Raw genomic sequence first — 20,572 nt, 5'->3', positions numbered from 1 at the left:
TCTAGGGGCCCGAAGGCCCTTGCCGCTCGACTTGCATGCTTAAAACGCGCCGCCAGCGTTCGTTCTGAGCCAGGATCAAACTCTCCGTTATAGCATTTCCGGGCCCGAGGGCCCGGCTTACTTACTTTTAAGTTCTCCCTGTAATTCTCGCACGAACGTAGCTTTTCAACTATCGTTCTCATTCTTGTGAATTGACTGGGAAGCCCATCTTGGTGGTCCTCCACTGTTCCAATCTCTCTATTCTTCCCTGCGCTAATAACTTTCAATAATCATGGTAAAAACATAATGTTTACACATCACATTTTTCCATCCCTTCATAAGGGGCGTTCTTTTAGAGTATCCGACATATTCTAAATTCGTCAAGTATCGAGCGATACTTGGTGATTTGAATCAGTCTGTGTTCTCGTTGCCGAACAAGGAGGGATAATAAACCCTAATCCACATTTTGTCCAGCACTTTCTGAAGTAATTTTTCGCTATTAGGCTAAGTTACCTTTGTCCAAGAAATTACATTTTTATTGAGAATTTCCCATAATCGCGATATTGTAAGAGGAAACGAGGAAATGAACATGCAGAACATCAGAGCAGTATTACCACAGGATATTCCATATCTTTACTCAGTAGCTCTCAAGACCGCCTTTGCAGGACTTGATGGTACCCCATATTTCAATGACCCATGGTGTGTCGGTCACTACTATGCAGCTCCCTACTTTTTCTATGAACCAGAACTCTGTTTCATGGCGCTTGATGAAAATGGGAGCCCCTCCGGATATATTGTAGGAACCAGTGACACTGCATCGTATACCTCCTGGCTCCAGAAAACATGGCTTCCTCCCCTACAGGAACACTATAACCATCAACAAGTATTCAAGAGTGAAGCAGAAGAGAATATAATCAAAACACTGCTCAAAGGACCTGGACAAGGGATGTGGCAAAACCTGGGGTATCCAGCACACCTGCATATCGACCTGCTCCCACAGTTGCAAGGCAAGGGCCTTGGGCGAAGCCTCATGGAAACCTTTATAAAAGCAGTACAGGAAAAGGGTGTCCCAGGCATCCACCTTGGAGTGGATGGGAGGAACACCCGTGCATATGGTTTCTATGAGAGAATGGGATTTACCATCCTCGAACAACAGAGCTGGGGATCGGTTTTTGGGAAACAATTGATCTAGTCTGCATCCACTCCCCATTTAATCTTCAAATACTCCAAGTCACTGGCAAGCCTATTGATTGCATTGGTGAGCCGCTGGGCACGTTTCTCTTCAATATTTTTCTCCTTCCCAGCCTGCTCCAAACGCTGTACAACCGAGAGGAGATTTGCTTCCTGCTTTTTCAGTTCCTCCAAAGCCTCATGAAGCTCTCTGAAGTATGGAAGCATAATCTCTTCCATGGGCTCTGCAAGTGGCAATGACTCCTCATTGAGCAAGTCAAACCGTTCCAGGACCTTAGGTGCATATGCCTTGATACCCAATGTCCTTGAAACATAGGAAGCAAACCAAGGGGCTACTTCCTTATCCCCATGAACAATGAAGGCTCGTCTTGGCTCCTTCTTGAAGCTGGTAAGCCATTTCACCAAGCCTTCCTGGTCGGCATGTCCGCTGATACCATGCAACTCATCCACTTCACAACGTACATCAATCTGTTCACCGAAGATGGTGACATGCCTTGCCCCATCCAGAATGGAACGTCCAAGTGTTCCACCCGCCTGATACCCACTAAAGAGAACCGTACACTCACTTCTCCATAGGTTATGCTTCAAGTGGTGTTTGATCCTTCCCGCCTCACACATGCCACTGGAGCTTATGATCACACAACTTTCCTTGCGTCGGTTCAATGCCTTGGACCCCTCTACATCAGTGATGGTTACCAGGGAGGGAAAAAGAATGGGATTGATACCCTTGTTCACCAGCTCCATTGTTTCATCATCCATATAGCCAAACAAGTTTCCTGCAAACACATGGGTTGCCTTCACCGATAGCGGGCTATCCACAAATACCGGTATTTCATGAACTGTTGGGCAGAGCTTTTTCTCAATGATTACCCTCAACAAATAGAGCATCTCCTGTGTCCTACCAACCGCAAAAGCAGGGATTATTACATTGCCGCCACGTTTGAAAGTCCGCTCAATGATATCCGCAAGTTCTTGCGCCCTTACTCTTGTCGGTACAGAATTTCCAACAGCATTCTCTGGTTTCTTATGTACCCGGTTTCCATAGGTGGACTCCATCACCACGAAATCCGCGGTATCGATATAGTCTGGGTCCTTGATCAGGGGCTGGTCAAAATTCCCGATATCCCCTGAAAATACCAGTTTACGGTGCTCTTTTCCTTCACTGAGCCACATCTCAATGGAAGATGAACCCAGCAGGTGTCCTGCATCATTGAATCGCACCTTGATACCCTCATCGATCGTACAGACCTTCTCATAGTCGCAGGGAGAAAAGAACCCCATGGAATCCTTTGCATCCTCCACTGTATACAGAGGCTCTACCCCCTTCTTGCCTGCACGCTTTGCTTTCCGGCTTTTCCACTCCGCCTCCATCTCGTGGATGTGCCCGCTGTCAGCAAGCATGATCTCACACAAGTCCACTGTTGCGGCAGTACAGAAAATCTTACCCTCGAAGCCCTCCTTCACCAGCAGGGGAATACGTCCACTGTGGTCAATATGGGCATGGGTCAAGAACACATAATCTATGGCGTGTGCATCAAAAGGAAGATTCATTCCCGCTTCTTTCTCATCATTGCCCTGGGGGAGACCACAATCGACAAGCAAATACTTACCGTTCACCTCCACCAGCGTGCAACTACCAGTTACCTGCTGTGCTGCTCCGAAAAACGTAATATGCATAGTGAGTACCTCTCTACTACTACAATACGACTGTTATGCGCCCGGCGCAATTGCTAATCTAAATCCGATGTACCTTGTAATGAAAAGCTTGATTGGGTATCCTAGGTAAAAAGGGGGGGAAGCCTATGGATGCAAATGTAAAAACGAATCGTACCTTGCAGGTTGAGCGAACCATCAAGGCACTCAAGAAAAACAATATTGATGCCCGTTTCCTGGAAACGACAGAAGATGTTGTTCCCGCTGTCACGTCCCTTCTTACAAAAGGAGAAAGTGTTGCAGTTGGAGGGTCTGTAACCCTCAAGGAAACCGGTCTCCTTGATCTCCTGCGGAATGGGGATTATACCTTTTATGACCGTTACAAGCCTGGCCTTGACAAAAAGGGGATTTCTGAAGTTATGCACAAGAGTTTCTTTGTTGACACCTATCTTGCCAGTGCCAATGCTGTTACGGAACATGGAGAGCTGTACTGTGTTGACGGAACCAGCAACAGGGTTGCAGCCCTGCTCTACGGACCGAAACAGGTAATCCTTGTTGTCTCATGGGATAAGATCGTCCCAGACCTGGTAAGCGCCATCCTCAGGGTCAAGCAGCTTGCAGCCCCCTCCAACGCCAGACGATTGAATACTGGAGCATATTGCGTGGAGAGCGGAAAATGCATCAATGCCCACTGCGATGCAAACAACCTGATGGCTCTCACCGCTGGAGCGTGTGAACATACCATCTGTTCGAACTATGTGGTGTTCAGTCACCAGCAAATAGAAGGAAGAATGAAGGTTCTCATCATTGGTGAGAGCCTCGGATATTGATTTGGAGGAATCATGACAGCAGATTTTACGTATTATACCCCCACCCGTGTCGTCTTCGGAAAAGATACAGAGAAGCAAGTCGGAACCTTGGTCAAGGAACAAGGCTGCAAGAAGGTTCTCCTTCACTACGGATCAGAGAGTGCAAAGCGATCAGGATTGCTTGATCGTATCAAGGGCTCTCTGGATGCAGAGCATATCAACTACGTTGAACTTGGCGGCGTGGTACCCAACCCACGGCTCAGCAAGGTACACGAAGGAATTGAGTTGGGCAAACGCGAGGGAGTTGACTTCCTGCTCGCAGTGGGTGGTGGTTCAGTCATCGACTCGGCCAAGGCCATTGGCTATGGCTTGTACCACGGTGGAGAGGTCTGGGACTTCTACGAACAGAAGCGTCAGGTAGAAGGATGCTACCCTGTTGGTACGGTGTTGACCATTGCTGCAGCAGGCAGTGAGATGAGCAACTCATCGGTCATCACGAATGAAGAGGGAAATCTCAAGCGTGGCTTGAATCATGATTCATCACGATGCAAGTTTGCTATCATGAACCCGGAATTGACGTATACCCTGCCACAATACCAGACCATGTGTGGTGCAACGGACATCATGATGCACACAATGGAGCGTTACTTCATCGTTGGTGATACCATGGATCTGACTGATGAGATTGCCGAAGGCTTGCTTAGGACGGTAGTCAAAGCTGCACTCATCCTGAAAGATCACAATGACGATTATGATGCACGTGCAAACATCATGTGGGCCAGCAGCCTCTCACATAATGGCTTGACCGGGGCAGGAAACGAATCCCGTGGTGATTGGGCTCCACACCAGTTGGAGCATGAGATGGGTGGCATGTTTGATGTAGCCCACGGTGCTGGACTTGCCGCAATATGGGACAGCTGGGCACGTTATGTCTATAAGCAAAAGCCTGAGCGGTTTGCCAAGTTCGGCAGTGCTGTATTTGGTATGGAGAGAACCAACGATGCCGAAGCAGATGCTTTGAAAGCCATAGGGCAGGTCAAGAGCTTCTTCAAGAGCATTTCCATGCCTACCAACTTCCGTGAATTGGGAATTTCCCCCACTGAAAAACAGATAGACGAGATGACTCTGAAAGCTACCTTCTTCGGCAAAAGGACCTTGGGTGATTTCCTTGTCTTGGGAGCAAAGGAGATCAAGGATATCTATATGGATGCCAACCAGGGTTAGGTATCTCTCTCCCAAAGATGGAGCAACAAGTACTGTTCAAGTGTGCGGTGGGGACCTTTTCGATCAGTTTCCCGCCGCATTCTTGCCAGTGCATTCCTCCTCAGGAATGAGCGATACAACCGAACAACCGGCAAGGTATCCTCACCAGGTCCTTCGAGTCGTTGATCCGGTCTGAGATTCAGCAGCTCGGCTGCTTCACTTCGGCTTACCACACTTTCCTTATGGGAATCCATCAATGTCTCAAGCTTTCTCTGCTGTTCATAGCTGAGAGAGAACAGGAACTCATTGAGTGCGTATACCACTACATCCTGGCTTCCTTGTTCCTCGAGAAACACATGCCAACGCTGGTCCAGCTGCATTGACAGCTGCAACAGTTCAACGGTACCAAGCAACGTTCCAAGCATGGGTACAAGGGAGTTTCTTGCTTCCCAGAGTTGTTGCAGCAACGGTGCAAACACTCCAATCTCTGCAGGTAAACGATTTTCCCACATGGTAATCAGTTCCCGGCTTGCCTTCCCTACCCAAGCCTCATCCCCTGCACTATCGCCTATGATGGAAATATACAGATCCTCAGCCATCAAGGAAAACAGACAGGCATGGTACTGAGAGAGTACAGCTTCCTTATACGCAGCAAGGCAGGATTTGTTTTCTGTGATCCTTAGAAGAAAACCATAGAGATGCAACTTGGCAATGGAGAAGGAACGCCCCAGTGATGCCTTCACCGGAAGATTGATTACTTCCTCAATACCCTGATTGGTCAATTTGGAAGCCAAGGTCTGCCGATTGCGACCCTCTATAGAGATTCCTAGATCATAATCCAGCGAACTCGATCGTTCCACAATGCCTGCAAGGGTATGCAAATCGTCTCTCTTGGATTTCAGCAATGAAGCAAGTGATGTATCCATTGTATCGAGCACAGACTGACATGCGTCAAGCAATACCAACTCAACAGCTGAAAAAGCACTCTTATCACTCATGTAAAGAAACCTACCTACACAATGAGATGCCTCACCATAGGATGGAACGAGGGAAATGTCCAGCGCAATGAAAAAGCACCCTCGTCCAGAGAGTGCTTTCCAATGGTTTCAACGGTACCTCTATTCCATGAATAGGCGTACCACCTCATCACTATCCCTGGCTTGTTCAAGCATTCGCCTAAAGACCTGGCTTGTACAGCTGCGGGCAATGGAAGCGAGCAGTTCAACATGTGCTGAAGCTTCCTTTGAAGGAGCCAATACCAAGAAAAAGATCCGGCTCTTCTGGCCATCCGGTGCATCAAACTCAACAGGCAATCTGCTTATACCAATCACAAGTGAGACATGTTCTACCACATCACTCTTGGCGTGCGGAATGGCTATCCCATTCCCGATGCCGGTGGAGCCAAGACTCTCCCTATCGAGGACAGCGTTCAAGACAGCTTGAAACTGCTCAGATGAATACCCTTTTGCCTTTGCCATCACTTCTACAAGTTCCGTGATCACACCCTGCTTATCGGTGTGCATGAGGGGCACTTTCACCAAATTCCTGTCCAATACATCCAGTACATTCATGCAAAGCTCCTTATGCTTCAAACTCCAGCCAGATATCGTCATCATCCCTGACTACCAGTACAGGGCAAGGGGAGGTACGCAGCATCCTGTCAGTCTCACTGGCAAGCTCCTCGCGTCGGGAACGGATATCAGTAACCCCTCCGAGCACCAGCAAATCTGCCTTTGTAGACTTCAACAACTCTTTCATCACTACGTGCACAGTACCTTCCAGTTTTACCGTTTCTATGAGTACTTGCTTCTGCTGGGCTAAACGGGAAGCATGCCGTAGATACCTGTCAGCATCCAATTGTAGGTCGCGTTGGTACTCATCACGTTCCACTGTCACGAATATGCCTGCCTTGACCAATTCGCTCAAGGCTCTGGTATTCACAACATACGCGGCGGTCAGTTTTGCATCGTGTTTCTCGGCCAGCTTGATGCCATACATGATTGCTGTCATCGAACTTTCGGAGCCATCGAGATACACGACAATCTGCTTAAATGGAACTCCCATGCAAACCTCCCTGTGGTTTCATCGTATCATCATCTTCTGAAGTGGTCAAAGCCTGGAGGGCTGCCTTGGCATTCTCCATCCTATCCTTCACTACTTTCAGCAGGATAAAATTCTCCCGCTCCTGCTCCTCAATGCGGGAACGCATCCATGCGATGGTCTCCTTGTTCTCCGGGATGACTATCTTTTCCAGTGCATTGACCTTCTTGATGGTCTTCTTTACTTCCTTGGCCAATCTCATGATGGATACTTTAAGCTCGGCAAGCCTTCCCATCAACTGCAATGTCGTCCGATACCGATCGATCGACAACTCGCTCAGGATACTGGTATCCTCACTGCTGAAGTAGGGACTGTGATCAGAGAATGAGGTATCGACCTTGGGAACCGTAACCCCCATGACTCTCCTTGAGCCCAATTCAATGGAATAGTCGATATTGACGGCTCCTGCAAGATTGCCTACCCTGAGCCTGCCCATCTGCATGATTGCATCACTCAGTGATTTCTGTGCCTCACCCAATGCATGAACAACCCTACCCTCATAATCAACTGCTTGGTCCACAAGTGTCAGAAGCTCAACAATGAGTATGGACCGTTTCTGGTCCAGCAACTCATAGCCAAGCTGGGCAAACTTGAGATCTTCACTGAGTTTGAGCAAATTGCTCCGGGTAGGAGCAAGTGTGGTATTCAAAACCCCTCCTATCTGCCGTAATGTTCGGCAATCTCCTCATCGGTGAGACGCTGCAACTCCTCGGATGGCAGTTTTCCCAGAGCCTCCCAACCAAGATCGAGCGTCTGCTCAATACTTCTGTCCTCATCGAACCGTTGGTTCACAAACCGCTTCTCAAAAAAGTTCCCAAATTCAAGGTACTGCTGGTCGAGTGTGGTCAACTCCTCTTCCCCGATAACCGAAGCAAGGTTCTGCACATCCTTCACATGACTGTAGGAGGCAAAAAGCTGGTTGGCAAGGTGGGGATGGTCGTCCCTGGTCATGCCTTCACCGATACCGTCCTTCATCAGACGGGAAAGAGAAGGAAGACAGTTGATCGGTGGATAAATTCCCCTTGCCTGCATCCCTCGCTCAAATACAATCTGCCCCTCGGTGATGTAGCCGGTCAAATCAGGCACAGGGTGGCTGATATCATCGTTGGGCATTGAAAGAATCGGCAACTGTGTTATGGAACCAGAGCGCCCGCTGATCTTCCCGGAACGTTCATAAATCTCAGCAAGATTGGAGTACAAGTAGCCTGGATACCCTTTTCTCGAGGGAATCTCCCCACGCATGGTTCCAATCTCTCTCAGTGACTCACAGTAGTTGGTCATATCGGTCATGATCACCAATACCTGCTTCCCTTTGTCAAAAGCCAGATGCTCAGCAAGGGTCAGGGCTGTCTTGGGGGTAATGGTTCGCTCAATGGAAGGGTCATCCGCCAAGGAGAGGAAGAGAGCAACGTTATCCAATACTCCGGTCTCCTCAAAGCTGTCAATGAAGAAACGGGCAACGTCATACTTGACCCCCATGGCTGCAAAGACTATGCAAAAATCCCCTTCACTTCCCCGAACTTTTGCCTGACGGGCAATCTGCGCGGCTAGTTGGTTATGGTCCAAACCGTTCCCACTGAAAATGGGAAGCTTCTGGCCTTGGATCAAGGTTGTCATTCCATCAATGACAGACATACCGGTCTGGATGAAATCCCTGGGATACTCACGAGCTGTTGGATTGATCGGTTCCCCGTTCACGTCCCGTTCAGCGAATCCGTGTACGGTCCCTGAACCGTCCCTGCTCTTGCCCAAACCGTTCATAACCCGACCAAGCATCTGCTCGGAAACCGGCAAGGTGAGAGGCTCACCCATGAACCGCATTCCGGTACCGGGAAGTGTCAGGTTGTCAGTCCCCTCGAAGACCTGGACTACAACCACCTCATCACTGGTATCGAGTACCTGACCGGAACGACGCTTGCCATCAGGGGTGACAACCTCAACCAGTTCCCCAAAACCCACCGGATGGGTATTGCGCATATATACAAGCGGTCCATCAATCCTGCTTGCCCCTCGGTACTCCCTACCGCTGAGCAACCTGCGATCACTCTGGGCCATCAAGGATTCATTGCTAGTTTTCATAAATTCCTCCCATCTGGTCAATGGAGCGTTCTAGCCGTAGCTGGATCTTGTCAATGACCTCAAGCTCATCTCCCCTGACGGTAAGACGCATTCTTGCCATCTCCTGGACGGCACGAAGCCTCCTTATCTTTACCATTGGGACTCCCTTGTTGATCGCTTCCAGGCCCTTATCATAGTAGGCAAGGATTACCGAGAGCATCTTCACCTGTTTCTCCACTGAGCAGTATCGGTCTACTTCATCAAAGGCGTTTTGCTGCAGGAAAGCGGTCTTGAACAAAGAACACACTTCCAGGATGAAATTCTGGGTATCGGGAAGGGCATCGGGGCCAACAAGCTTGACAATCTGCTGCAGTCGCACTTCCTTCTGCAATAGATCCATGATCCTAAGCCTGTTCTCGTGCCAAGCTCCCTCACTGTGGTCATTCCACCACTGTTTCACATCACCAAGATATTCACTATAGGAGTCCAACCAGCTGATGGCAGGATAGTGACGGCTGCTTGCAAGCTGTCTATCCAACCCCCAGAAGCAACGTACGAATCGCTTTGTGTGCTGGGTTACCGGCTCCGAGAAATCACCACCGGGAGGGCTTACGGCACCGATGATGGAGACCGAACCATCGCTTCCAGAAAGATTTCGCATATACCCTGCCCGTTCATAGAACTGCGCAATACGGGTAGGCAGGTAGGCAGGGAACCCTTCCTCAGCCGGCATCTCTTCCATGCGTCCGCTGAGTTCGCGCAGTGCTTCGGCCCAACGACTGGTTGAGTCAGCCATAATCGCCACATGATATCCTTGGTCACGATAATACTCAGCCATCGTTATACCCGTATAGATACTCGCTTCACGGGCACTTACCGGCATATTGGAAGTATTGGCGATAAGGATGGTCCGCTCCATCAGAGACTGTCCGGTCCGGGGATCCACGAGGAGCGGGAATTCCCTCAATACATCGGTCATTTCGTTCCCGCGCTCACCACAACCTATGTATACAATGATATCCGCATCACACCACTGGGCAATGGAATGCTGTGTCATGGTCTTTCCGGTACCAAACCCCCCAGGGATTGCTACCGTTCCGCCTTTTGCGAGAGGGAACAGGGTATCAATAACCCTAAGGCCGGTAACCAATGGTTGTTTCAAGGGAAGACGGCTATCTACCGGACGGGGCAACCTGATCGGCCACTTCTGTACCATGGTAAGTTTCTGTTGTTTTCCATCTGGCAAGACCAGGGTCGCTATAACCTCATCTACCGTATAGGAACCAGGGGGAGCAATTTCACTGAGTATTGCCTCCTGGTACTGGGGAGGTATGATGATCCTGTGCTGGATCCTGCTGGTCTCTTCCACTGTAGCGATGACCATACCTGCATGGACACTCGTCCCTGCCTCAACAACCGGAGCAAACTCCCACTGCTTTCCATGGTCTACCGGATCATAGGAAAGACCACGTGAGATGAATGCCCCACTGGCCTCCATGAGCTTTTCCAAGGGTCGCTGAATACCATCATAGATGGTACCGATAAGCCCGGGGCCCAACTCGACGCTGAGACTCATACCACTTCCATAGACGTTGTCTCCCGGGCAGATACCAGTTGCATCCTCGTACACCTGGACAGTAGCCTGACCGTCATAGAGTTTGACTACTTCCCCGACCAGTTGCTGTTCACCGACTCGGACCATTTCCATCATCATGGCATCAGTGATATCCTTGACAATGAGGACCGGTCCATTTACTCGTTTGACACGTCCGATTATTCTTTCTTTCATGTATGTTCCTGAATCATTGACCTTACGACGCGGTCGAACCGTCTGAGACGGATTTCAACCTGGTTGTTGAACGAAATCGTATCGTCCATGGAGGAAACAATCACACCGAGGCCTTGCACTGGTTTTGGATCGATGTGCAAGGTAATCTTCGCACCGGTTGCTTTCTGGACCAAGGAAGCAGCTTCCTTGAGATGTTCCTCTGTCACGGGACATTGACGAGAGAAGGCGACCTTGGCTTCCTTGAGGTCCAGACCGATTGCAGCCTCTGCAATCCAAGTGCTCAGATGCTGGGCTACCTTTTTTGCATCTAGCAGCGAGGCTACACGCCGGAGTACCTGCTGGTAGCTCTCATCAATCTGCCTGAGATTGGCTTTCCGCTTCGCACTTGCGAGATTGGCCTGCTTCTTCAACTCAATATTCCTGAGTTTCTGCTCGTGATCCTTTCTCAGGGAGGCTAGTTCCCGCTCAATCTTGAGGTGTGCTTCCTCGGCAATGCGCGCAGCTTGTCGTTGGGCATCTTCAAGCTTCTTCCGAGCATTCTGCTCCGCCTGTTCCAAGATACCTGAAAGCAATCGGTTGTCAGTTGTTTCCATACGAACTCATCCTACAATGCAACCCCAATCGCTTTATTAACGAGGGCACGCAAATCTGTGCCACTCTCCTTTGATCGGGGGGAAGGGATCTCGACAACAAGCGGGAAAGATTCAGAGAATAGGAATCGGTCCACTATGGGCCTGATCATATTTGCAACCTCATCAGTGATGATGATGATGCCATTCTGCGAATCATCCACCGCCTTGTCCCAGGCACGCTTTGCCTGTTGTGCATTTGTCGCCTGCATGCCGAATACACCAACCAGGGAGAACCCGAGTACGGTATCTTCGTCACCGATGACAAAATATTTCATTGGTTATACCTTTCCGAGGATCATCAAACTGGTGATGAACCCAAAGACAACCAGACCTTCAGCAAGAGCGATGAAGATCAAAGCCTGGCTTGCAATCTCAGGACGCTCACTGATGGCACCCATGGCAGCGCTACCAACCTTGCCAATAGCAGAACCTGCAGCTAAAGCACCTAATCCAAATGCAAGTGCAGCACTGAAACAGACCAGAGCGAGGTTGTAGTCTCCACTACTGGCAGCCTCTGTGGTTGCCGCATAGGCACTGGGAGCGAAGATGAAGCCGCTGGCAAGCAACAAGAGTGCTGTTGCCACAAAGGTCATCGATACTTTTCTTCTGAATGCGATGTTGGTCATACTGTGACCCTCCTCAAAAAATTCACTATCTCTGCTCGGATGGGGCGCTTTTCAACCCAAGTGGCTGATAGGCAACGCCCTTTCCGGTAAAATATCGGGAGAAGAACTCATAATAGTTCAACCTCAAAGACTGTATTCCTGAACTCAATCCTTCCAGGACAATCACCAGGATGTTCCCAAGGATGAATATCATTACCCCACCAAAACCATCAGCCAAGGAAGAAAGTTCCTTGAATGACTGCATAAGTGCCGCATGGGCAATACCAAGGCCTGCCACACGCATGAAGGAAAGAGTGTTGGAAAGATATCCGGTAAATATCTCCAGGATATCCACAAACCACTCCATGACTACGTCCATGGTCACGGCACCAAGATCTTGGTGTTCTCCTCCTTGCTTGGCCGAGATGTAGTAAGCGAGAAACCCCCGAAGGAAGAGAAGCACAAGCAAAATGGTAATGGCGGGGACTATCCAAGGATCGGAGGGGAAGCTCTTGTATCCACTCTCCACAAAGGCAAATCCCATATAGATGCCTATTCCAAAAAGGATTCCACCGAGCAACCCGTTCTTATCCAAGGTTAGTTGCAAGTAGGCTTTTTTCCTGAAGAGATTTATCCAGTTCAGCACCAAGCCGGTATAGATGACAATGATACCAAACTTGACAGTTAGTCCAAGAATTCCGTACACATCAGTGATCAGGGAGCCCTCTCCTGCATGTCCTGCTACCACTGCCTCGTAGTTGAACCAGAGTGCAGGAAGAAGTCCCAGGCCAAAGTAGCTCCCGAAGAGTGCTCCGAAGATCATAGCCGACAGGCCCAAATATATCAGAAGATCCGTCAGGTTGCGGCTGATCATCCCATCCTTCTTCAATGGATTCTTTTTATAACCATACTTCCCCAGCAAGCCAACAAGCATAAGCACAAACCCCTGGCCTACGTCGGCAAACATGAGTCCGAACATACAAAGGTAGGCAACCATGACAAAGATGGTCGGGTTGACCGTTCCATATTCAGGGATACTGTAGTTATTGACCATCCTCTGGAATGGGGCAAGCATCTTGGGACTGGAAACAGCTACCGGTACCTCGCGTCGGGGAACCTGACGAGCCTCGGTCCACTCAATGACACACTGTCCATCACTTGCCTCAATGATCGCCTGCTCTACCATTTCCGCCTGGTCAGCAGGAACCCAACCGGAGAAAAGTGTTGTATTACGGGTATAGGCGAAGTAAGAACGAATCTGGTCACTGAGCTCATTCAATCGAAGATTAGCCCAGATGGCAAACAACTGGGTTTGCTGATTTGCTACCATTGCGTCAACTTCTTTCTCGATCTTCTCCCGATCAGCGAGTGCTTCCTGGTGTTCTTTTTCCAGTTGTTCCTTGATCATCGAAACAGCTTGTTGTTGCAATTGGACATCACTGGATTCCATCCAACCGAATTTTTCCAGAAGCGGATCGACCTGCCCTACATCACGACGGAGGGTCAGGGATATCCACAAGTCGGTATTCTCAATGCTTAAGAGCAATCCGCCAAAGGCAGCAATCTTATCCTTGAGGTCCTCACTGCGGCCTTTTGTGACCTGCCCCACCCTGAGGTCAAGGTATTCTCCCTTGTCCTCCTTGATATAGCGTTGCATTTCCTCAAGGCCCATCACCATTTGGTTGCTCTCTTTCTGTTTCTCTTTCAAGGAGAGCAGGTTTGCCGTCAGGTCATCCAATGTTTTGCTGAATGCTTCCAATTGAGGTTTTTCCAGGTTCTGTACATTCAGCACATCACTGGTTGGTACGGCAACATGCCCTTGCCTGAGCAAAGCTTCCACCCGATGTCGCATATCCTGTAGGGCTGAGCGGCTGATAGAACTCTGGCGGAATGAGAGTTTTTCCATCTGCCTGGAATCCAGCTTGTTGATGTGGACAAAGTCCATGACACCAAGAGCGAGCAGGGATTTGACGACCGCATCACTGGTCTGTTCCAGAACCACTGCAGTAAGTAGCTTCATTGGTCGTGTAAACAAATTCATACCAACACCCCCCTGATATACGCTTCTTCATATCCATAATACTTGCCGTTGAGAATAGCCTTCACCATGCTTGTCTCTTCCTTGAAGAGGAAGAAATAGGACAAGGAGAGTCCAATGGTAAAAGGATCTTGGGCAAGCATACGCTGGTAGATGGCTTTCCTGCGCTCAGCTAAGTACCCTTCTATCTTCAGGGTCTCAAGCACACTCGCATCATCACCTTGCACGCTGCCGGGATGCTGTTGCACCTCAAGCCCCGGATAATAGCGGTTGATAATTGCATGAGGATCACGCTCTGAGGAATTCTGCCTCAAATACGCCTCACTCTCCTTGCTTGAGACAACCTTGCCCCATGGAAGCAACAGTCTCTTCACTGCATCAGCATCCATATGGTGGTACCATCCGTAGCGTACCAACATCATAAGATTGCGCAGATCAATTTCCAGGAGAATCATGGAAGTGGCCACTTCTTCATCTGCTTTCTTGAGCGTTTTCACACACTCCATCAGATGCACATACCACATGCGGTCCAGCTCTGTCTCGAGAAAGAACAATCCTGATTGCTGTAGGTCATGCTCACTGAATGCAGTAACGGTGGCATGATAAGGGCTATCCTTCAGTGCAGCGGCGACTGCATCCCAGCTGGTTGCATTGATCAAGGCAGTCCAGTCGATGGGAGAGAGAATGGTGTCCTTGAAGAGATACTCACTGCGATGTCGAATCGGTCGTTGCCTCATGATGCTGCTGTACCAGAGCCGGAGTGTGTTTTTCAGGTTGTCAATCTCGATTTTTCCAAGAAGATGCCCGATCAGGTCGGCACTACTTCCCTCAAGATACCCTGCAACCTCCTTGTACATGGAAATCTCCATCCCAAGAAGCACCAGTTCCATCTGCTGGAGGTCTCCAGTTCGGTCGTATGCTTCAGCTACTGCGTGGTATTTGGAGTCACGAAGTACCCCCACAGCCTCTACCAAGGAAGAAGCATGCAAAAGATTTTCAATTATCTTGCTTTGTCTCATCAATCCAATCTTCGCCCGAAGTTTGGCGTTGATGAACCCATACATCGTTACACGATCACTGCTCATTTGTTTTCCAGAAAAGCATCAAAATCTGTCTTGCAGACTTGCTCAACGATTGAATGTGCAATAGCCTCAAGAGTATCCTTTGAAAGGTTGCTCGATATATTCAAGCTCTCTTCATACTCCTCAACTTCAGTCCTCGCTTCAGTTTCGGCCTGTTCCAATTGTGCACGAAGACGTTCACGTTCTTCTTTAATTGAGGAACGTATGAGTTCATTTGCAGCACTTTGGGCGTCGGAAATTACATCTCTAGCTGTATGTTCGGCGTCTCGTATGATTTCTTGTGCTCTATCTTCAACGGATAATACATCGTTGATTATATCGCTACGCACGGCTTCACTTCCTATTCAAGTCATATAAATCTTTTTTTATACTCTACCTTTTGGATAAACGTGTCAAGCAAACCTAGGGAGCTGCAGTGACAACCTGCTGTGCAGTCGTATCTGTTGCCTCAAGATCAATCATGGAATTGAACATATCCTCATCGAAGGCATAATCATCTTCAGTCACGAAGCCATCCTGGGCGAAGGATTCAAACCCAAAATCACGCTCATCAAATGGCGGGAAGATAATGGTCCAGAATGTCTCCTCATCGATACGTTCAATCACTTCAAGGGTAACTTCCGCGTCATACCCGGCAGCAAGCCCGGTGCCGAAGACATCTGTTTCCTCTCCAACCGGTACTCCAGTGAAGGCGTCTTTCACAATGATCCGTTGCTCAAATGCAGGATCAGAAACCCAGAAGTCCTCAAGCAACAAGACCCGTTCCAGGCCCAGGTCCTGGGAAGATATATCGGGAACGACGAACCTCACTGCATACCACAGATCATCCACTTGCAAATCAAAGAGATAGGTGCCGCTGGCTACTTCACTGATGATGTAACGTCCTTCCTGGTCAGTGAAGAGGTAGAGTGAATCATTTCGGATAAGTTCCTCTTCTCCTGCAGCATTCAATATCACTTCATACACGGGAGATGAATACTGGATGTAGGGGGAACCATCGGGCATATAGAGAACCCCACTGACAGTGAAGGATGGCTCCACATCCAGTCGGGCGACAAAGGACTGTCTGCTCCGTGGACTTAATTCATAGACGAATGAGGTACCGGTTGAATACTCACTTATCCCACTGCTGAATACCACGATACTGTTCGTGGCATTGGGAGTAACTGAGTTGTACAGCGCACTCCCCAGTGGTCTGCTCAATGCAGAGGGTGAACTATCCAAGCTTCGTGCAATCGAGATGTCGGAATCTTTCAGGTTCCCGACCGGTTTTACCAACAGGAAGGACTCCCCGACTGCCCTGCCGATACCGAATGCTCCATCAGCATACGCAAGGGCGGTACTTGCCGTAAAGGTAGTGGTCATATCCTGATAGGAGTTGCTGATCTGCTGCCTTAATGAGAAGTTTGAAAGCTCCCCGCTATGGGCCCATGCTGCAACAATGGAGTGGTTCCCTGGATCCTCAAAGCGGAACCCGCTCAGGGAAAGATTGACACTATCGTTTCCGGTTGGTCTCCAGCTCATTCCTGCAGATGAGGATGCAGTCCCATCGAAGAACGGCGATCCAGAACGAACACTTGTGGAAGCGTTGGCACTCAACTTTGGACTGAAGGTATAACTGCCTGAAATTTGGGCAGAAAGGGTTGGACTGAGTGGATTGCTGCTTGACCCATTGGCTGTAATGGAACCACTGAGAGAGAACCCAGAGAAAGGAGAGAACCCTGTTGCAAAGGAAGCACTCCAACCTGGGGCCTGATTTGCTGAATTATAGAGCAGGTTCCCTGAGAGCGTATAACGAATGTTCTCAGTAAAACTCCCTGAATATGAGAGTGAAAGCGTGGTATTTGTAGTATGGGTGCTTCCAGATTCCTTTGCAGGAATGGAATGGTTAAGTGTTCCGCTGATCGTCCCAAACCCACTATCCGGAAGCCCGCTGTAGCGGTGACTCAAACTTGCAGAGAAGGACGGAGTTAGCTTTGACGCATCCAGACCGAGGGAGAGTTGCAACTGCGATGTGCCGACCATGGTTGCATACACACCATTGAACATACCGCTGAACACACCTGGGCTGAAGGCAAGTTCACTGGTGAAGGTGAATACATCCGTCAATCCAGTCTGTTGATAGTAGGTGGCAGTGAAGGCATCAAGGTGGTAGGACAGATACTGGTCGTCAAACCAAGGGATGCTGAGAGCTGATGTGGTACTGCTCGATTTCTGCCTGGGTACACTGAAGCCAAAGCCGTAGAGGCTGTCGCCCTTGCCTAGCAGGCGGTAGTCATAGCCCATATCAACATACTCCACTCTCTCATCCTCTGGATGACTATCTGGAATGATGGTTATCTTTATCTGGTTTGCTCCCTGGGTAAACACAAAATCCCTGAGTCGATACGTACCTGCCTGGAATGACCGCTTGAAGACCTCTTCCCCATTGATGGTGATTTTTACCTCAGAGGGCTCAACCAAAACGATGCGATATTCGAACTGATTGCCCTTGGCTCTCTCGGTTCCGTAGGCATAGTTCTTCTCAAACATAAAACCTACATTGGTATAGGAGTCAAGATTTTTATTGCTCAGATTGGTTCCCACATGGCCGAAACTCAGACGATGACTCGACTCAACAAAGTCATAGAAGCCGTTCCAAGTCCCAGGATTGAAGTATGGTTGCATGGAAGAGAGAGAGAAATAAACATTGAGGCCTATACCCAATGTCGAGATTCTATTGGAAACAGAGAGAGAGAGCAACTTCTGGTTGATCGCTGAGAAATCAGCATCATAGTCAAGCATCCCATAGAGGCTGAGAGAGCTGGCAACTGCGAATTTTGCCGGGTCAAGCACGATTGCACCACTGATGCCATACTGCTCTCTCCTGTTGATGGAACGAGAGGTAATACTTATTGTCCTCTCAGGCATATCTTCCAAGCTGAATTGGAGGTACACGGCAAACTCTGCTGCGTCGTAGCGAGCCTCAACATTTCGACTTCGCAACTCTTCAAGGGAGATATAGGCAAGTCCATCACCAAAGAGGCGTTGGTTTGCTGCATCGGTTATATAGGGCCCAACATACTGTGACAACTCATTGGCATTCAGCAATCTCTGCTCGCCAACAAATTCCACCTCAATATCGCCTATAAGTTCATTGTTGACATAGAGTCCAAGATAGTAGAATCCATCATCATACTGAATGACGGCATCTTCGCCTACAACAAAGAAATCTGCAAAGAAATCATCGTTATACTCCTCCTCTTTGAACGATCCACCATAGAAAAGGTCCCACTCTTCCTCGGTCATTACCATTGGTTCGAACATGAAGGGAGGATCAGGCACGACTGGACGTACGATAGCCTCTCTCGTAAATGTGGGGACAGAGGGAATCTTGATGAATGCAGATCTCCAACCGAAACCAGGGAAATGAGGAAATGAGAGCAAGTGTTTCGGGGGTGGCAGCTCACGCAGGGGCGTCTCAGGCACAGCTTGGACTTCCTCCCTTTCACCGAATCCTGAAGAAGAAGGCTCCTCTCCCGTTTCCTTGTCTTGTTCTTCAGATCCTGAAGGACCGGCAACCGCTGATGGCTCAAAAGCGGGAGGCTCTACCCTGATAAGGGATGGATCATCTCCTGTTGCTGGTTGATGGAAACACGTCCAAAGGAATGCTGAGAGAAAGAGGGCTACAAACACGAGCATAATTATCAGTAATACTACGTGTACGAACCCTCTTGCTTTCATGCGGAAAACCTTTTTGGAACGAGGAGCATAAAACTCTTCTTAATTCGAGTATTTGATCGTTGCTTGATAGGTAACCCCAGGATCACGGGAGAGACCTTCAGGCCATGGTATTTTCTTCGTCACCGATTTCTTGGCTAGAATATTCATGCCATCGATACCGTCCAGTGCTTCCGATCCTTGCAACACAACAGCATTACCCTTGCTGTCCTTGACTTCCAACACTGCAGAAATCAACAACTGGTGGACCGTACCAAGATTGGCGAGGGTTACAGCCAATGCAGGAGACCCATCTTCAAAACTTGAGGGGGTTACCGCTCTCACCCCTACATTCTCAACAACCCTTGAAGGTAATACATACAAGCTTGTTGTGTAGATGTAAAGGAAGTTGAACATTCCTTTATCAGAGCTGTTCTTTCCTTGAGAATAGGGAATCTGCTCTGCCTTCAGACGGAAGGAGAGTTCATTGGTTACTGTCCTGGGACCACGATACTGTACACGTACCACCCAACTGCTCTGAGGAGGGACTACCAATTTATTCGGAACAATAGAGAAATAGGCATCTGCAGGTTTGTTTATCTCATTACCCTGTGCATCCTGATCACGAATAAGTGCCGATAGACTGATTGCAATCGAGTCGTTGCTATCGTTGACAATGGTGTAGGTCTTGGTACTCTCAGCACCCGTTGGCTGGAACGATTGCTCGAGTGGGGAAAACTGATAAGCAAACACTGACGAAATCAGCAAGCTAGAAAACAGGAGAAAAACTATCGTGCGTTTTGCTCTCTTATTCTGAATTTGGTTCATATTTCACTCTCTTATCATAACATTGGATGAATTCTTTGTAAGTGTACGCTATGAAAACTGATTCTTCAAGTCATCATGTCGTTATCGTGATAAAGCCATCCGTTTAAGTGCAGAATCAAAGGTTCCTTTAAGGATTGGAATAAATTGCAGCACAATTTCGTCAATTTCCCCAGGGAGTCCCGCTTGCACCCAATCGAGTAATGACCCGACAAATGCATGCTTATAAAAATCAATAAGGAATGCAAGGTCTTCGTCGCTAACTCCAAATTCCTTGGCGCGGTCAGCAAGGGTACCTTGGAGTAGTTTTGCCATCTCACGACAGAGATAACGATCAAGCAACTCCCTGCCAAGACTGTGGTAGATGTTCATGATCATCATCTTGTTTTCCACAAGATAGGTGCACATGCTCCTAACTGCAGACTCACCATCATCCCTTGTATGAATACTGGGATACCGACGGGCAAACTCTTGCCCTTCATTGATAAACATCCAATCAAGCAAATCGTAGATATCTCTGAAGTGGTAATAAAATGTCTGGCGGTTCACACCACAACGATTCACGATTTCCTTAACGGTAATCTTGTTCAAGGTATGATCAGCCATCAATTGCTTTAAGGATTGGGCCAGTGCCAACTTAGTCATCTGTGCCATGGGTACTCCTTTCTTGCCTCTCCGCGTATAAAATTGTACACAATTACGACAAAGTCTTGATAAATGTCATCAACCATGTTACTGCAAAAATCTTTTCTTGACTACTAGCAATGTTTTATTGACACAAGAAACCTTTCATGGTAATGTTCCTTCCTGTCGGGTAACCGATACTGTTCGGGCTGTAGCGCAGGGGTTTAGCGTACATGTCTGGGGGACATGGGGTCGGCGGTTCAAATCCGCCCAGCCCGATATAAT

Annotated in this window: 19 protein-coding genes, 1 tRNA gene and 1 rRNA gene; 4 read left to right on the top strand and 17 right to left on the bottom strand. The window is 48.7% G+C overall.

Annotated elements, in window-relative coordinates; genetic code table 11:
• A 16S ribosomal RNA gene (locus tag AB7S66_RS05800) occupies positions 1-91 on the bottom strand; the annotation flags it as partial.
• A 477-nt stretch (positions 92-568) separates the two neighbouring features.
• On the opposite strand from AB7S66_RS05800, the gene AB7S66_RS05795 reads away from it, so the two are divergent.
• Complete coding sequence (locus tag AB7S66_RS05795; RefSeq protein WP_428518512.1) at positions 569-1,171, top strand: GNAT family N-acetyltransferase; 603 nt, start codon at positions 569-571, stop codon at positions 1,169-1,171.
• Here AB7S66_RS05795 and AB7S66_RS05790 read toward each other — a convergent pair.
• Positions 1,168-2,847 carry an MBL fold metallo-hydrolase RNA specificity domain-containing protein gene (locus AB7S66_RS05790; RefSeq protein WP_428518511.1) on the bottom strand — a complete coding sequence of 560 codons (1,680 nt, stop codon included), beginning with the start codon at positions 2,845-2,847 and terminating at the stop codon, positions 1,168-1,170. The genes AB7S66_RS05795 and AB7S66_RS05790 overlap by 4 nt on opposite strands.
• A gap of 125 nt (positions 2,848-2,972) precedes the next feature.
• Here AB7S66_RS05790 and AB7S66_RS05785 point away from each other — a divergent pair, with 125 nt between their 5' ends.
• Positions 2,973-3,653 (top strand): lactate utilization protein, encoded by a 681-nt coding sequence (locus tag AB7S66_RS05785; protein ID WP_428518510.1) that lies wholly within the window; start codon positions 2,973-2,975, stop codon positions 3,651-3,653.
• Between the two features lie 12 nt (positions 3,654-3,665).
• Positions 3,666-4,856, top strand: a complete 1,191-nt coding sequence (locus tag AB7S66_RS05780) for an iron-containing alcohol dehydrogenase (protein WP_428518509.1) — start codon at positions 3,666-3,668, stop codon at positions 4,854-4,856.
• On the opposite strand, the gene AB7S66_RS05775 is transcribed toward AB7S66_RS05780, so the two are convergent.
• The 15 genes from AB7S66_RS05775 to AB7S66_RS05705 all read right to left on the bottom strand — a co-directional run bounded on the left by AB7S66_RS05775 (position 4,853) and on the right by AB7S66_RS05705 (position 20,317).
• Entirely contained in the window at positions 4,853-5,833 is a 981-nt protein-coding gene (locus AB7S66_RS05775; protein ID WP_428518508.1) for a hypothetical protein, read from the bottom strand. The genes AB7S66_RS05780 and AB7S66_RS05775 overlap by 4 nt on opposite strands.
• A 120-nt stretch (positions 5,834-5,953) precedes the next feature.
• Entirely contained in the window at positions 5,954-6,406 is a 453-nt protein-coding gene (locus tag AB7S66_RS05770) for a PTS sugar transporter subunit IIA (protein WP_428518507.1), read from the bottom strand.
• A 10-nt stretch (positions 6,407-6,416) separates the two neighbouring features.
• The gene (locus AB7S66_RS05765) at positions 6,417-6,899 is read right to left on the bottom strand and encodes a universal stress protein (protein ID WP_428518506.1); all 483 of its coding nucleotides are present in this window, start codon (positions 6,897-6,899) and stop codon (positions 6,417-6,419) included.
• Positions 6,883-7,584 carry a V-type ATP synthase subunit D gene (locus tag AB7S66_RS05760; protein WP_428518505.1) on the bottom strand — a complete coding sequence of 234 codons (702 nt, stop codon included), beginning with the start codon at positions 7,582-7,584 and terminating at the stop codon, positions 6,883-6,885. Before AB7S66_RS05760 ends, AB7S66_RS05765 begins: the two co-directional genes overlap by 17 nt.
• An 8-nt stretch (positions 7,585-7,592) precedes the next feature.
• Positions 7,593-9,014 carry a V-type ATP synthase subunit B gene (locus tag AB7S66_RS05755; protein ID WP_428518504.1) on the bottom strand — a complete coding sequence of 474 codons (1,422 nt, stop codon included), beginning with the start codon at positions 9,012-9,014 and terminating at the stop codon, positions 7,593-7,595.
• Positions 9,004-10,782: a V-type ATP synthase subunit A gene (locus tag AB7S66_RS05750; RefSeq protein ID WP_428518503.1), complete on the bottom strand. Its 1,779-nt coding sequence runs from the start codon at positions 10,780-10,782 to the stop codon at positions 9,004-9,006. Before AB7S66_RS05750 ends, AB7S66_RS05755 begins: the two co-directional genes overlap by 11 nt.
• Positions 10,779-11,375, bottom strand: a complete 597-nt coding sequence (locus tag AB7S66_RS05745) for a V-type ATP synthase subunit E family protein (protein ID WP_428518502.1) — start codon at positions 11,373-11,375, stop codon at positions 10,779-10,781. Before AB7S66_RS05745 ends, AB7S66_RS05750 begins: the two co-directional genes overlap by 4 nt.
• 11 nt (positions 11,376-11,386) lie before the next feature.
• A complete protein-coding gene (locus AB7S66_RS05740; protein WP_428518501.1) occupies positions 11,387-11,689 on the bottom strand; it encodes a V-type ATP synthase subunit F in 303 nt (100 codons plus the stop codon).
• Positions 11,690-11,692: 3 nt separating this feature from the next.
• Positions 11,693-12,040, bottom strand: a complete 348-nt coding sequence (locus tag AB7S66_RS05735) for an ATP synthase subunit C (protein WP_428518500.1) — start codon at positions 12,038-12,040, stop codon at positions 11,693-11,695.
• A 25-nt stretch (positions 12,041-12,065) separates the two neighbouring features.
• The gene (locus tag AB7S66_RS05730; RefSeq protein ID WP_428518499.1) at positions 12,066-14,060 is read right to left on the bottom strand and encodes a V-type ATP synthase subunit I; all 1,995 of its coding nucleotides are present in this window, start codon (positions 14,058-14,060) and stop codon (positions 12,066-12,068) included.
• On the bottom strand, positions 14,057-15,142 hold the full coding sequence (locus AB7S66_RS05725) for a V-type ATPase subunit (protein ID WP_428518498.1): 1,086 nt from the start codon (positions 15,140-15,142) through the stop codon (positions 14,057-14,059). The genes AB7S66_RS05730 and AB7S66_RS05725 overlap by 4 nt, the downstream gene beginning before the upstream one ends.
• On the bottom strand, positions 15,139-15,468 hold the full coding sequence (locus tag AB7S66_RS05720; RefSeq protein ID WP_428518497.1) for a hypothetical protein: 330 nt from the start codon (positions 15,466-15,468) through the stop codon (positions 15,139-15,141). Before AB7S66_RS05720 ends, AB7S66_RS05725 begins: the two co-directional genes overlap by 4 nt.
• A 73-nt stretch (positions 15,469-15,541) precedes the next feature.
• Entirely contained in the window at positions 15,542-18,862 is a 3,321-nt protein-coding gene (locus tag AB7S66_RS05715; protein WP_428518496.1) for a hypothetical protein, read from the bottom strand.
• A gap of 39 nt (positions 18,863-18,901) precedes the next feature.
• Entirely contained in the window at positions 18,902-19,606 is a 705-nt protein-coding gene (locus AB7S66_RS05710; RefSeq protein WP_428518495.1) for a fimbria/pilus periplasmic chaperone, read from the bottom strand.
• 141 nt (positions 19,607-19,747) lie between these two features.
• Entirely contained in the window at positions 19,748-20,317 is a 570-nt protein-coding gene (locus AB7S66_RS05705; protein WP_428518494.1) for a TetR/AcrR family transcriptional regulator C-terminal domain-containing protein, read from the bottom strand.
• Positions 20,318-20,492: 175 nt separating this feature from the next.
• Between AB7S66_RS05705 and AB7S66_RS05700 the strand changes: the two genes are divergently transcribed.
• Positions 20,493-20,566, top strand: a tRNA-Pro gene (locus tag AB7S66_RS05700).
• Positions 20,567-20,572: the final 6 nt, after the last annotated feature.

The sequence above is a fragment of the Sphaerochaeta sp. genome, from assembly GCF_050178175.1.
Classification (GTDB): Bacteria; Spirochaetota; Spirochaetia; order Sphaerochaetales; family Sphaerochaetaceae; genus Sphaerochaeta.
This window is presented reverse-complemented; position numbering and strand designations above follow the sequence as displayed.